Below are 12,914 nucleotides of genomic sequence, written 5' to 3'. Positions count from 1 at the left end.
CGCGCGCTTCCGGTCGGCGATCTGCAGCCCGGCAAGTATCAGCCGCGCACCCGGATGGACAGCGCAGCGCTTGAAGAACTGGCCGCCTCGATTCGCGTTCAGGGTTTGATGCAGCCGATCCTCGTCCGGCCGGTCGACAATGCGTCGGGCGAAGACCGCTATGAAATCATCGCCGGTGAGCGCCGCTGGCGTGCAGCGCAAATGGCCGGGCTGCACGAAGTTCCAACCCTGATTCGCGAAATCCCGGATGAATCGGCGCTGGCCATGGCTCTGATCGAAAACATCCAGCGCGAAAATCTCAACCCGCTGGAAGAGGCACAGGGGCTGCAGCGGCTGATCGACGAATTTTCGATGACGCACCAGCAGGCAGCCGATGCGGTCGGTCGTTCGCGGCCCGCCGCGTCAAATCTGCTGCGTCTGTTGCAGTTGGCGGAGCCGGTGCAGGAATTGCTGATGCGCGGAGAGATCGAGATGGGCCATGCCCGTGCCTTGTTGCCTTTGTCCGGCGTGCTGCAGATTCAGCTTGCCCAGCGGGTGGTGCAAAAAGGTTTGTCGGTACGCGATGCCGAGCGGCTGGCACAACACGCACTCAAGCCACCGCGAGAGGTCGAAGCCCGGAAGCCGGATCGCGACGTGCAGCGTTTGCAGGAAGAGCTATCGGATTTTCTCGGTGCGCAGGTAGAAATCGTTACCAACAAGAAAGGTGCCGGCAAAATCCAGATTGAATTCGGCAATCTCGATCAGCTCGAAGGCATCCTGCAGCGGATGCGCTAAAGGGCTTCCGGACGCCTTCGAGCAGAACCCCTGCTGGCCGTTCTGCAAGGCCCTCCGGGTTGCAAACGAACCGGATTGCAGGATATTTTCCTGCTAAAGCGGTGCCAAAGTGCGCCCCGAATGCTATATTATTCAGGTTTAGTGCCGAACAGGTCGTTCTTCACGGTCAAAGTTTAAGGTTTCTTGCGGTTTATCCATCCGCCTCCGTGTATTGTAAGGCGTCCCTATCACTTTATTGAGTACCAGTTCAAGGAGGTTATTCGATGTCGCAGCAGAACAAAACGGACGAAGGCAAGACCATGCCTGATCCTGCAGAGCTTATTAAGAGCTATTCCGAAGTGGCCAAGCGCGCTTCGCAAATGATGGCCAAGTACATCGACAAGAAGGCGAGCGAGGGAATCTCGATGCCGGCGGACGAGATGGGAATTGCCAAGGCGTTCTCGGATCTCGCTTCACGCCTGCTGGCCGACCCTCAAAAACTGATGGAAGCGCAAATGAAAATGATGCGCGACTATGTTTCGCTTTGGCAGTACTCGGCATCGAAGATGATGGGCTCCACATCGGTAGCGCCCGTTGCCGTTCCCGCAAAGTCGGACAAGCGCTTCAAGGACGATGAATGGGAGAGCAACTTCCTGTTCGATTTCATCAAGCAGTCCTACCTGATCACGTCCGGCCACATGAATAATATCGTTGCCGAGACGGAAGGCCTTGACGAGTCGACGCATCGGAAGGTCGATTTCTTCACCCGTCAGTACATCGACGCCATGTCTCCGACGAACTTCGCAATGAGCAATCCGGAAGTCGTCCGCGAGACGATGAACAGCGGCGGGAAGAACCTGATCAGTGGATTCGACAATCTTCTGCGTGACCTGGAGGCCGGTGACGGCAAGCTGAAGATCCGCATGACCGACCCCGACGCCTTCGAGCTCGGCAAGAATGTCGCCACCACACCGGGCAAGGTCGTCTTCCAGAACGAAATGTTCCAGCTGATCCAGTACGATCCGGCAACACCGCAGCAATTCAAGAAGCCGCTGCTGATCGTGCCGCCGTGGATCAACAAGTTCTACATTCTTGACCTGCGTGAAAAGAATTCCTTCGTCAAATGGACTACCGATCAGGGTCACACCACGTTCATCATAAGCTGGGTCAATCCCGACGAGCGTCACGCCAAGAAGAACTTCGAAAACTATCTGCTGGAAGGCACGATGGTAGCCGTCGACACCGTCGAAAAGATAACCGGCGAAAGCAAGATCAACACGGCCAGTTATTGCCTCGGCGGCACCCTGCTGATGTCCACGCTGGCCTACATGACCGCCAAGAAGGACAAGCGCATCAATTCGGCGACCTTCTTCACGACCATGCTCGACTTTTCCGAGCCGGGCGAACTCAAGGTCTTCCTTGACGAGTCCACCGTCGATAGCCTCGAGAAGCGCATGAACGAGCGCGGTTACCTCGACGGTTCCGACATGGCCGGCACCTTCAACATGCTGCGGGCCAACGACCTGATCTGGTCATTCGCCGTCAACAACTATCTGATGGGCAAGGAATCCTTTCCGTTCGATCTGCTCTACTGGAATTCCGACTCGACGCGCATGCCGGCGACGATGCACAGTTTCTACCTGCGCAATTTCTATCTGGGCAACAAGCTGCGCGAGCCGGGTGGCATCGAGCTGGGCGGCGCCAAGATCGACATCTCCAAGGTCAAGACGCCGTGCTACTTCGTTTCGGCGATTGAAGACCACATTGCCCCGTGGAAGAGCACGTACATGGGCGCATTGCTTCCCACCGGACCGGTGAAGTTCGTCCTTGGCGGTTCCGGGCACATTGCCGGCATCATCAATCCTCCGGTAGCCAATAAATACGGCTTCTGGACCAACGCCGAAATGCCGGCATCGTCCGACGATTTCCTGGCCGGCGCGACGCAGAACCCGGGTTCATGGTGGACGGACTGGCAGCAGTGGGTGACCGATCATGCCGGCGGCAAGGAGAAGATTGACGCGCGCAAACCGGGTGACGGCCCCCTGAAGGCGATTGAAGACGCACCTGGTTCCTTCGTCAAGTTGAGGCTGGACAAGAAGAAAGTCGCCGCCAAGTAATCTGCGGTCTGCTTGAATCATCAAGGGGGCGCAAGCCCCCTTTTCCGTTGACACACAATCGATTTTCATGAGTTCGACTCGTTCTACTGATCCTATTGGCACCACTCGCTTGCCGGACTATGCCGGCAACAGCATCGTCAACCTGATGCAGAGTATTGCCACGGCTTGTGGCAGTACCCAAAGGCGATACCATCAACTGCAGGCCTTGCCCGCTGCAAAGCTGGGCGAGGCTCGCCACATCGTCCTGCTGGTGATCGACGGCCTCGGGCAGCGCACGCTGGAACGACACCCGGCCAGTCCGAATCTTCAGCGTCACGCAATCGGCACAATGACATCGGTGTTTCCGTCGACCACCGCCAGCGCCATCACCACCTTCATGACCGGGCTTGCCCCGGCGCAACACGGCCTCACAGGCTGGCACATGCACATGGACGAAATCGACCAGACGCTGGCCATCCTGCCGCTGACACCGCGTTGCGCGCCCGCGAAATTCCTGCCGGAAGAGCTGCCGTCGAGGCTTTTCGACCATCAGTCACTCTTCCAGCAGCTTGACCGTGACTGCTGGGTCATCGCACCCCTGGACATCGTCGGCAGTCCCTTCAACGCCTGGCATTCACGGGGCGCCCGCAGTCTGGCCTACAACACGATACCGGAGATGTTTGCGCAGCTTTCCACTCTGCTACGAGAGGCCGAAACGCCGCGCTACATCTACGCCTACTACCCTTATCTCGATTCGCATTCACACAGTTTCGGCTGCGAAAGCAAACAGGCTTTGCTGAATCTGGCCGCTCTTGACACGCTGTTCGGCAATCTGCTGCTCGATGCAAAGGGCAGCAACACCTGGATCACTGTGTTGATTTGCACCGAAGCAGCGATCTAATCGACGCCGGCTGGTTCGGGCCGCCGCCCTATCACCCGCGCCTGGCCTCGCGCATCGGCGACTACACGCTGGTGATGAAGGATAACTGGACGATCAAGGACATGCTTCCCGGTGAGCGACACTATCCGATGCTCGGCGTGCATGGCGGCATCAGCGACGCCGAAATGACGGTGCCGTTGATTGCCGTCCGGGCGTAATTCTTCAGGCTTGTCAGCGCACGGCGCGATAGCCATAATTCAACGTCTGGAGACTCACTCCCGCCCTCCTCGGATCATCAGGAATGCCACCGAACAAGCCACTAGGTTCCCGCCTCGATCAGGTCGTTGCCGACGCGATTCGCAATCGTCAGTCGCGCGAAGCCGGCTATCGTGAGCAGGCGCTGAAGATCTATCCATGGATCTGCGGACGTTGCGCGCGAGAATTCGTGCGTGAAAACTTGCAGCAGCTTACCGTGCATCACAAGGATCACAACCACGACAACAACCCGCCGGATGGCAGCAACTGGGAACTGTTGTGTCTGTATTGCCACGACAACGAGCATTCGCGGGAACGTGACGCCGAAGCGGCACGCCAGGCGGGAGCCGGTCTCGGCACCAAGGCCGAGGTGAATCGCGCCACCGCGCAGCCCTTTGCCAATCTGAAGGATTTGCTGAGCAAAAAGCAGCAGTGAGCACGGCGTTCTTCGGCCAGGCGGTAATCAAATCAAACAAGTTTTAGAGGAGATAGTTCGATGAACAAACTTATCCGGCATGTTGTGGCCTTTGGTCTGGCTGTCCTCATGGGCTTCGCGCCGCTCGCCCAGGCAGAAGCACCGCAGGTTCAAACGCAGGTGCCCGGCTATTACCGCGCACAGCTCGGCAAGTTCGAAATCACGGCGCTTTACGACGGGATGATCGAGCTTGACACCAAGCTTTTGAAAAACACCAGTACGGTTGAATTGCAGGTTCTGCTGGCCCGGATGTTTGTCGGCAATCCGAAGATGCAGACGGCGGTCAATGCCTATCTGATCAACACCGGCAGTCATCTGGTGCTGGTCGATACCGGTGCCGCCAAACTGTTTGGCCCGTCTTTGGGTTACGCTCTGCAGAACATGAAGGCTTCCGGCTACGAGCCCGCCCAGGTGGATATGGTCATCATCACTCACCTGCATGCCGATCATGTGGGCGGGCTGAATGACGCCGACGGCAAGCCGCTGTTCCCGAAAGCGAAGATTCTGGTTGCCCAGGAGGATGGCGATTATTGGCTATCGCAGACAGTCGCCGATGGTGCACCCAAGGAAGTCCAGCCCTTCTTCAAAATGGCGCGCGACAGTGCGGCCCCGTATTTGAGCAGCGGGCAATGGAGCACCTTTACGCAGGGCAGCGTGCTGGTTCCCGGAATCAAGGCCGTCAAGGCCAACGGCCATACGCCGGGCCACACCGCGTTTGCCGTTGAGTCCGAAGGACAGAAACTGCTGATCTGGGGGGATCTGGTGCACGCGCACGCGGTGCAGTTCGCGCGGCCCGGCGTTTCCATCGAGTTCGACATCGACCAGAAACAGGCCATCGCAACCCGGCGCAGCATCATGAAGGATATGGCTTCCAGCAAATCCCTGGTGGCCGGCATGCACTTGCCATTCCCTGGGCTCGGCCATGTCCGGGCGGATGGCAAGGGCCGTTACAGTTGGGTGCCGATTGAATTCGCTCCGATGCCCAAGCCAGCAAATCAATGATTTCGAGCGTTCCGTGACGGGGGCGGTATAGTGTCGGCTTTCGCCGAATCCGCACGCCATGCCGTCCCTTAAAGCGCTAGCTCCTGTCCTTTTTGTATTCCTCTGGAGCACCGGTTTCATCGGCGCCAAATTCGGTCTGCCCTATGCTGATCCGCTGACTTTCCTTCTTGCACGTTACATTCTGGTACTGTGCCTGATGACGACCTTCGCGCTGGTCACGCGCGCTCAGTGGCCACGCGATCCGCGGCAGATTCTTCATATCGGCGTTACGGGTATTTTTGTGCACGCCTTTTATCTCGGCGGCGTCTTCATGTCGATCAAGCATGGCTTGCCGGCCGGAATAGCGGCGCTGGTGGTCGGCATGCAGCCCTTGCTGACCGCCTGTGGGGCCGGCTGGATGCTGGGCGAGCGCGTCAGCGCCAGGCAGTGGACGGGGCTGGGCCTCGGTTTTGTTGGCGTGACGCTGGTCGTCGCCAACAAGCTCGGTGATGTGCCGCTGCTTGCCATGATGATTCCGGCGATTGTCGCACTGCTGGCGATCACCTTCGGAACCCTGTATCAGAAACGCTTCTGCCCGCGTTTCGACCTGCGTACCGGTTCGGTGATCCAGTTCTTGCCGGCAGCGGTGCTCACCGCGATTGCGGCCGGAGCAACCGAAAGCATGAGCATCGACTGGACTCCGCATTTCGTCTTCGCTTTGCTCTGGTTGGTGCTGGTTCTCTCGTTCGGTGCGATCAGCCTACTCAACGTGCTGATTCGCAGTGGCAGTGCGGTCAACGTTGCACGGCTGTTCTATCTGACGCCGCCGAGCACCGCCATCATTGCCTGGGTGTTGTTCGGCGAAACACTGAGCGGTTTAGCGCTGGCCGGTATGGTTCTGGCGGTGGGCGGTGTGTATATGGCCGGTGAAACAGCCAAGCCGGCGAAGACCTGAAGGAAGCTTGACCCGTTTAAACGAACGCACGGCAGACAGACTCGCAATCGGTATCAGCCGCGAAAAGAGCCCGGCTCAAGCCGATGGCGTCTTATCGCTGCATATTGAACGCTGCTCGGCTCCGAGCGGTTATCCAGAATGGTGGCTCCGGGTGATGCGATCATCCGCACAACTTTCGATACGGCCGGATCAACACGCCACGACTCGTTATACTGTCCGCTGTCCAGTGAAACCCCGACACGAGCGCATTGCATTGATCCAGAAAGCAAATTGTTCGATCCGAATCCTCGGCATTGACCCCGGTCTGCGCATCACCGGATTCGGCGTCATCGAAATGTCTGGAAACACGTTGACCTATGTGGCCAGCGGGTGCATCAAGACGGATGCCAAAACGTCTTTACCGACGCGGCTGGGAGCAATTCATAGCGGCCTGCGCGAGCTGGTCGCGCAGTATCAACCGGATCAAGCGATCGTCGAAATCGTCTTTGTGAACGCCAATCCGCAGTCGACACTGCTTCTTGGCCAGGCACGCGGGGCAGCCATCACGGCGCTGGTTGCCGACGGGCTTGAGGTCGCCGAATATACGGCGTTGCAGGTCAAACAGGCGGTGGTCGGCAACGGCCACGCCGACAAGGCGCAGGTGCAGCACATGGTGCGTCGGCTGTTGGCACTGCCCGGCGACATCAGCGCGGACGCTGCCGACGCGCTGGCTTGTGCGATCACCCATGCGCATGGTGGCCAGGGCCTGGGTCACGGGGCGGCAGCGCTGGCCACCAAGGGGTTCCGGGTCCGCAACGGGCGCATGATTATGGGCAAGCAGAAAGAGAGCGAAAAATGATCGGCCGCCTGACCGGAATATTGCTGGAAAAAACTCCGCCGCAGCTTGTTCTCGATGTGCAGGGCATCGGCTACGAGGTCGATGTGCCGATGAGTACCTTTTACAATCTGCCGGCAATCGGCGAGAAGGTGACCCTGCTTACGCATTTTGTGGTGCGCGAAGACGGACACTTTCTCTACGGCTTCTCCAACGCCGCGGAGCGTTTCGCGTTTCGCCAGCTGATCAAAATATCGGGGGTTGGCGCGCGCATGGCACTGGCTGTGCTATCCGGGCTGTCAGTCGACGATCTGGCACAAGCCATCGCACGACAGGAGGTCGGGCGGCTGATCAAGGTGCCGGGAATTGGCAGGAAGACAGCCGAACGTCTGCTGCTCGAACTCAAGGGCAAATTGGCCGAGGCCTTGCCTTCGGCTTCGGCCACTGCTCCGGAAAACAACCAGCATGACATCCTCAATGCGCTGCTGGCGCTGGGTTACAATGACCGCGAAGCGACCGCCGCAGGCAAGCAGCTACCCGCTGGCATTTCGACTTCCGATGGCATTCGTCAGGCGCTCAAACTACTCTCACGATTATGATGCATCAATTATCTTCAGCCCAGAAGCAGATCATTCAGACTTCCATTGTCGCGCTTCTGCTGATCGGTTGTATCGCTGTACTGATGCCGTTCACCGGCACACTGCTTTTTGCCGTCGTGATTTGCGTTACGACAGCGCCGGTTCACAACCGCCTTCTCGCGCTTTGTGGCGGTCGCAGCAGCCTGGCCGCCGCGCTGATGTCAATCATTCTGCTGGTGTTGCTGGTCGCGCCAATGGCCCTGCTATCCGGCACGCTCGCCGATGGTGTTGAAACGGCCATTCGCTACTTGAAACCCGTTCTTGAAGACGGACTACCCAGCGATCCACCAGACTGGCTTGCCGGTCTGCCTGTTGTCGGTTCGGACATCGGCGATTACTGGCGCAAGCTGGTTGCCAGCCGTGAGGAGATGAACACACTTCTGCGTCAGCTTCTCGATCCCACGCGCAAGCTTGCCCTGGCCACCGTGTCGATTTTTGGGCAGGGTCTGCTGCAGTTGGTCCTGGTGGTCTTCTTCGTGTTCTTCATGTTCCGCGACGCAAAAACATATGCGGAAGCGCTACACACCGGTAGCCGAAAGCTGGCGGGCAACCTGGGCGAGAGCATGCTCAAACTGGCCAATGGCACCGTCACCGGAGTGATGGTTGGCATCGTCGGTACCGCCGCCGCGCAGTCGCTGGTCGCCATGGTCGGTTTCATCATCGCCGGTGTTCCCGGCGTGCTCATGCTCACCTTTGCCACGTTCTTCTTCTCGATGGTGCCAGTGATCGGCGCAACCTTGATCTGGGTTGGGGCTGCTGCGTGGCTCTACGATGGCGGACAAACGGGCTGGGCAATCTTCATGATTCTGTGGGGCATGTTCGGCATCAGCAGCGTCGACAATTTTGTCAAGCCGATCCTGATCTCGCGCACCTCCAGTTTGCCGCTATTGTTGATCGTTGTCGGCGTCTTTGGTGGCGTGCTGGTTTTCGGATTCATCGGACTCTTTCTGGGACCGACATTGCTCGCGCTTGGTCAGGTACTGATCCGGGAATGGCTGGCTCTCACCGATACTGAAGCGCCATCGATTTTGTCATGATTGAAATAGACGACTTTGGCGACAAGCTGGTTAACGGTGTGAGCGCGACATCCGATGATCGCCTGATTTCCGGAGAGTCCAAATCGACGCAGGAAGATGCGATCGAGCGCGCACTACGCCCCAAACGGCTGGTCGATTACGTGGGCCAGGGCAAGATTCGAGAACAGTTGTCCATCTTCATCGAAGCGGCCAGGAGGCGCCAGGATACGCTCGATCACGTGCTGTTGTTTGGTCCGCCCGGACTGGGGAAAACCACACTGGCGCACATCATCGCTGCCGAGATGGGCGTCAACCTGCGCTCGACCTCGGGCCCGGTGCTGGAGCGTGCCGGCGATCTGGCCGCCATGCTGACCAATCTCGAACCGCATGATGTGCTGTTCATCGATGAGATTCACCGTTTGAGTCCGGTTGTCGAAGAAATTCTCTACCCCGCGCTCGAAGATTTCCAGATCGACATCATGATCGGCGAGGGCCCCGCGGCACGCTCGGTAAAGCTTGATCTACCTCCCTTTACACTGGTGGGCGCGACGACCCGCGCGGGAATGCTGACCAACCCGCTGCGCGATCGTTTTGGCATCGTCGCGCGCCTCGAGTTTTATACTGCGGAGGAGCTGACGCAGATCGTTACGCGTTCGTCGCAACTGCTCAAAGTGCTGGCCGATCCAGGCGGCGCGCTGGAGATCGCCAGGCGTTCCCGCGGCACACCGCGCGTCGCCAATCGCCTTCTGCGTCGCGTGCGCGACTTCGCCGAGGTCAAGGCTTCAGGACACATTACCCGTGAAGTGGCCGATCTGGCACTACTCATGCTCGATGTCGATCACGGCGGTCTCGACATCATGGACCGCAAACTCCTTTCCGCCATCATCGACAAGTTCGAAGGCGGGCCAGTCGGTGTCGATAATCTCGCCGCTGCAATTGGCGAAGCGCGCGATACGATCGAAGACGTGCTCGAACCCTATCTCATCCAGCAGGGATTCCTGCAGCGCACGCCGCGCGGACGTATTGCCACGGCAGCCATTTACCGTCACCTCGGCCTCGAGAGCCCCGCGGCCAGCGCGCAGAACGAACTCTGGCGGTCTCAGTGAGCAGGTGGCTCAGGTGCATGGGCATACACTCGACGCAATCGGTCTGTAATAGAATCCGCTCATGAAACACCACGAAAGCCCCCATGCATTCACCATTACCGTGCGCATCTACTACGAAGATACCGACGCCGGCGGCGTGGTTTATTACGCCAATTACCTGAAGTTTCTGGAGCGCTGCCGCAGCGAATGGCTGCGCTCGATCGGGCACGACCAGACCGATCTGCTGCGCGACCCCGGAATTGCATTTGTCGTACGCAGCATAGACCTTGAGTTTCTGAAACCGGCGCGGCTTGATGAACTTCTGACGGTCAGTCTCGAAGTCGAAAAGATTACCCGGTCCCAGATATTTTTTCACCAGCACATCCGGCGGGCCAACGCATCCGCCAAGGGTGGTTGGGATGAAATGACAAGCGGCAGAATTCAGATCGTTTGCATCGATTCTACCCTGATGAAGATCACTTCAATTCCCGCGCTACTGCGCACCAAACTGGAAACCCTGCAATGAACGTCTCGCAAGACCTCTCGATTCTGCACCTGATTCTCAATGCCAGCGCTGTTGTTCAAGCGGTCATGCTGCTGCTTGCCGGTGTTTCCTTCATGTCGTGGTACTACATCTTCCGCAAATGGTTTGCCGTGAAGATGGCACGCAGGCAAACCGAGCAGTTCGAGCGCGACTTCTGGAGCGGAGGCGACCTCAACAGCCTTTACCAGAGTGCCGTCAATAATCGTCATGGGACGGGCAGCATGGAGCGCATATTCGAATCCGGCTTTCGCGAATTCAACAAGTTGCGCAGCCAGAAGAACCTCGACCCCAAGGACGTGATCGACGGGTCGCGCCGCGCCATGCGTGCCACCTACCAGCGCGAGGTCGACAGCATCGATGCGCACCTCGCTTTCCTCGCCTCGGTCGGCTCGGTCAGCCCGTACGTCGGCCTGTTCGGCACCGTGTGGGGCATCATGCATTCCTTCCGCGGCTTGTCCAACGTCGGCCAGGCGACGCTCTCGGCGGTCGCACCCGGTATCGCCGAGGCGCTCGTGGCCACGGCCATCGGCTTGTTTGCGGCAATTCCGGCGGTGGTTGCCTACAACCGTTTTGCGCATGAGATCGACCGCCTGTCGACACGTTTCGAATCCTTTATGGAAGAATTCTCAAACATCCTGCAACGTCAAGTACGCTAACCAGGAGGTCGCATGCGCCCACGTCGTCTCAAAAATGAAATCAACGTCGTTCCCTACATCGACGTCATGCTCGTGCTGCTGGTCATCTTCATGGTGACCGCGCCGATGATGACCACCGCCAGCATCGACGTCCCCTCGGTCGGCAAGGCGTCTCAGGTACCCACCGAAGCCATGCAGGTGAACATCCGAGTCGATCAGAACCTTTCCTTGACCGAGCCGGGACAACCCGAGCGCAGTGTGAGCCGCAGCGAACTGTCGCAAGCCATTGTCGAGGCACAGCGAAAGAACCCTGAGCAGCCGGTACTCATCGTCGGTGACAAGAATGTCAAGTACGAAGCGGTGCTATCCGTCATGGACGAACTCCAGCGCCAGCAGGTCAAGCGTATCGGCCTACTCGTGCAACCATCAAAGAAATAGCTCTTGCGGATCTGAAAGCCGAACCCGTGGAATTCGCCGCGCATCTTCCTCCCCCCGAAAAGTCGAACCTGACGTCGCTGATACTTGCCGCGCTGGTGCATGTGTTGCTGATCGGTGCCCTGTTCTTGGGGGTGCAATGGAAGAGTCATGCACCGGCCTCGGTCGCGGTTGAAGTATGGCGCGCTGCGCCGGCGCCAATGCGCGACGTGAAGCCCGAGCCGACCCCGAAACCTCCTCCAAAACCGGAACCCACGCCAGAGCCCAAGCCAGAACCCAAACCCGCTCCCAAGCCCGAACCGACGCCGCCGATCAAACCGGACATCGCCATCAAGGAAGACAAAAAGCCAAAGAAGGAAGAGCCAAAAAAGCCCGAACCGAAGAAGGAGGAGACCAAGAAAGCCGAGCCGAAAAAACCGGAACCTGACCGTCGCCCGAGCTTTGACGAAGAACTCCAACGTGACTTGAAACAGGCGCAGCAGCGAAAAGCCGCACAGGATCAGCGCGCACGCGCCGATGCCGAATCGAGAATGCTTGCCCAGCTCAAGGAGGCCGAGGCCGCTGCCGCCTACTCGCGCGGGCTGGCTGATTACACTTCCAAGGTAGCCGGCAAGATTCGTGGCAACATCGTTCTGCCGCCCGGGATACAGGGCAATCCGGAAGCCGAGTTTGCGGTTACACAGCTTCCCTCCGGTGATGTCATCGATGTCAGGGTGCGCAAATCAAGCGGCAACCCGACGCTTGATGCGGCCATCGAACGCGCCATCAGGAAGTCGTCGCCCCTGCCCAAGCCGGACAATCCCGCGCTGTTCGAGCGCGTCCTGAGAATTCCCTACCATCCGTTCGAACAATAGAGGCAGGAGAAGTGCCGGAAGCGGCTATTCCTTGCCTCTCAGCCGTTTGTAATAGTTCTTCGGTTCGAAGGCGCTCTGATTTGTGGCGCGGTCCAGAACGCCGTAGGGATAGCACTCGTCATTGACCGGAATGATGACCAGATAACCGCCGGTGAAGCGTGAATCGGTAATGCCGACGCTGGTGGGAAGAGACAAGTCGAAGGGCGGCGCATCCGATCGGTAGAGAACGTCGCTTTTCCGGTCGAAGACCGTGTAGCACATGGCCCGGGCAGTAAATGGCGCAACGAGCAGGGCGGCCAGTAGGAATAGTCTGAACGTGCGTTTCATGGTTGATGTCCTATCGGGAGCGTAAAGACAGCCTAATTCTACGCCGAAACGGCATGCAAACAGCAATAGGCAGGCAATACAGATCCAGGCGATTGCCCCGTAAAATTACGCAGGGCTGGAGCATCAAATCTCTCTCAGATGCAAAGCGGTAGCGAGATGAGCCGGGTTGTA

General features: G+C 58.5%; 16 protein-coding genes. 15 read left to right on the top strand and 1 reads right to left on the bottom strand.

The window, feature by feature from the left end:
* From PROAA_RS15020 to PROAA_RS14950, 15 genes are all read left to right on the top strand, one after another.
* The coding region (locus PROAA_RS15020) for a ParB/RepB/Spo0J family partition protein (RefSeq protein WP_186412119.1) at positions 1-774 on the top strand (774 nt) is incomplete at its 5' end.
* Positions 775-1,037: 263 nt separating this feature from the next.
* Positions 1,038-2,870, top strand: a complete 1,833-nt coding sequence (locus tag PROAA_RS15015; RefSeq protein WP_186412118.1) for a PHA/PHB synthase family protein — start codon at positions 1,038-1,040, stop codon at positions 2,868-2,870.
* 67 nt (positions 2,871-2,937) lie between these two features.
* The gene (locus PROAA_RS15010; protein ID WP_186412117.1) at positions 2,938-3,750 is read left to right on the top strand and encodes an alkaline phosphatase family protein; all 813 of its coding nucleotides are present in this window, start codon (positions 2,938-2,940) and stop codon (positions 3,748-3,750) included.
* Positions 3,729-3,947, top strand: coding sequence for a hypothetical protein (locus PROAA_RS15005; protein WP_186412116.1), 219 nt, complete (start codon positions 3,729-3,731; stop codon positions 3,945-3,947). The genes PROAA_RS15010 and PROAA_RS15005 overlap by 22 nt, the downstream gene beginning before the upstream one ends.
* Before the next feature lie 83 nt (positions 3,948-4,030).
* Positions 4,031-4,420: a YajD family HNH nuclease gene (locus PROAA_RS15000; RefSeq protein WP_186412115.1), complete on the top strand. Its 390-nt coding sequence runs from the start codon at positions 4,031-4,033 to the stop codon at positions 4,418-4,420.
* A gap of 60 nt (positions 4,421-4,480) precedes the next feature.
* Positions 4,481-5,461 (top strand): MBL fold metallo-hydrolase, encoded by a 981-nt coding sequence (locus tag PROAA_RS14995; RefSeq protein ID WP_186412114.1) that lies wholly within the window; start codon positions 4,481-4,483, stop codon positions 5,459-5,461.
* A gap of 58 nt (positions 5,462-5,519) precedes the next feature.
* Complete coding sequence (locus PROAA_RS14990) at positions 5,520-6,395, top strand: DMT family transporter (protein WP_186412113.1); 876 nt, start codon at positions 5,520-5,522, stop codon at positions 6,393-6,395.
* Positions 6,396-6,642: 247 nt separating this feature from the next.
* Positions 6,643-7,233, top strand: a complete 591-nt coding sequence (gene ruvC / locus PROAA_RS14985) for a crossover junction endodeoxyribonuclease RuvC (RefSeq protein WP_425394024.1) — start codon at positions 6,643-6,645, stop codon at positions 7,231-7,233.
* Positions 7,230-7,808, top strand: a complete 579-nt coding sequence (gene ruvA / locus PROAA_RS14980) for a Holliday junction branch migration protein RuvA (protein WP_186412111.1) — start codon at positions 7,230-7,232, stop codon at positions 7,806-7,808. Before ruvC ends, ruvA begins: the two co-directional genes overlap by 4 nt.
* Complete coding sequence (locus PROAA_RS14975) at positions 7,808-8,884, top strand: AI-2E family transporter (protein WP_186412110.1); 1,077 nt, start codon at positions 7,808-7,810, stop codon at positions 8,882-8,884. Before ruvA ends, PROAA_RS14975 begins: the two co-directional genes overlap by 1 nt.
* Positions 8,881-9,969 carry a Holliday junction branch migration DNA helicase RuvB gene (gene ruvB / locus PROAA_RS14970; protein WP_186412109.1) on the top strand — a complete coding sequence of 363 codons (1,089 nt, stop codon included), beginning with the start codon at positions 8,881-8,883 and terminating at the stop codon, positions 9,967-9,969. The genes PROAA_RS14975 and ruvB overlap by 4 nt, the downstream gene beginning before the upstream one ends.
* Positions 9,970-10,030: 61 nt before the next feature.
* Entirely contained in the window at positions 10,031-10,474 is a 444-nt protein-coding gene (gene ybgC / locus PROAA_RS14965) for a tol-pal system-associated acyl-CoA thioesterase (RefSeq protein ID WP_186412108.1), read from the top strand.
* On the top strand, positions 10,471-11,148 hold the full coding sequence (gene tolQ / locus PROAA_RS14960) for a protein TolQ (protein ID WP_186412107.1): 678 nt from the start codon (positions 10,471-10,473) through the stop codon (positions 11,146-11,148). The genes ybgC and tolQ overlap by 4 nt, the downstream gene beginning before the upstream one ends.
* A 12-nt stretch (positions 11,149-11,160) precedes the next feature.
* Positions 11,161-11,565: a protein TolR gene (gene tolR, locus PROAA_RS14955; protein ID WP_186412106.1), complete on the top strand. Its 405-nt coding sequence runs from the start codon at positions 11,161-11,163 to the stop codon at positions 11,563-11,565.
* A 26-nt stretch (positions 11,566-11,591) separates the two neighbouring features.
* The gene (locus PROAA_RS14950) at positions 11,592-12,416 is read left to right on the top strand and encodes an energy transducer TonB (RefSeq protein WP_186412105.1); all 825 of its coding nucleotides are present in this window, start codon (positions 11,592-11,594) and stop codon (positions 12,414-12,416) included.
* A gap of 24 nt (positions 12,417-12,440) precedes the next feature.
* Here the strand turns inward: PROAA_RS14950 and PROAA_RS14945 are convergent, their stop codons facing one another.
* Positions 12,441-12,743 carry a hypothetical protein gene (locus PROAA_RS14945; RefSeq protein WP_186412104.1) on the bottom strand — a complete coding sequence of 101 codons (303 nt, stop codon included), beginning with the start codon at positions 12,741-12,743 and terminating at the stop codon, positions 12,441-12,443.
* Positions 12,744-12,914: the final 171 nt, after the last annotated feature.

Source organism: Candidatus Propionivibrio aalborgensis, assembly GCF_900089945.1.
GTDB classification, from domain to species: Bacteria; Pseudomonadota; Gammaproteobacteria; order Burkholderiales; family Rhodocyclaceae; genus Propionivibrio; species Propionivibrio aalborgensis.
The sequence above is the reverse complement of the archived record's forward strand: the minus strand, read 5'-3'. Positions and strand labels throughout refer to the sequence as shown.

Coding starts and splice junctions, on each gene's coding strand:
- ruvB (WP_186412109.1), top strand. CDS start 8,881: ATGATTGAAATAGACGACTTTGGCGACAAGCTGGTTAACGGTGTGAGC.
- tolR (WP_186412106.1), top strand. CDS start 11,161: ATGCGCCCACGTCGTCTCAAAAATGAAATCAACGTCGTTCCCTACATC.
- PROAA_RS15000 (WP_186412115.1), top strand. CDS start 4,031: ATGCCACCGAACAAGCCACTAGGTTCCCGCCTCGATCAGGTCGTTGCC.
- PROAA_RS14945 (WP_186412104.1), bottom strand. CDS start 12,743: ATGAAACGCACGTTCAGACTATTCCTACTGGCCGCCCTGCTCGTTGCG.
- ybgC (WP_186412108.1), top strand. CDS start 10,031: ATGAAACACCACGAAAGCCCCCATGCATTCACCATTACCGTGCGCATC.
- tolQ (WP_186412107.1), top strand. CDS start 10,471: ATGAACGTCTCGCAAGACCTCTCGATTCTGCACCTGATTCTCAATGCC.
- PROAA_RS15010 (WP_186412117.1), top strand. CDS start 2,938: ATGAGTTCGACTCGTTCTACTGATCCTATTGGCACCACTCGCTTGCCG.
- PROAA_RS15015 (WP_186412118.1), top strand. CDS start 1,038: ATGTCGCAGCAGAACAAAACGGACGAAGGCAAGACCATGCCTGATCCT.
- PROAA_RS14975 (WP_186412110.1), top strand. CDS start 7,808: ATGCATCAATTATCTTCAGCCCAGAAGCAGATCATTCAGACTTCCATT.
- PROAA_RS14995 (WP_186412114.1), top strand. CDS start 4,481: ATGAACAAACTTATCCGGCATGTTGTGGCCTTTGGTCTGGCTGTCCTC.
- PROAA_RS14990 (WP_186412113.1), top strand. CDS start 5,520: ATGCCGTCCCTTAAAGCGCTAGCTCCTGTCCTTTTTGTATTCCTCTGG.
- ruvA (WP_186412111.1), top strand. CDS start 7,230: ATGATCGGCCGCCTGACCGGAATATTGCTGGAAAAAACTCCGCCGCAG.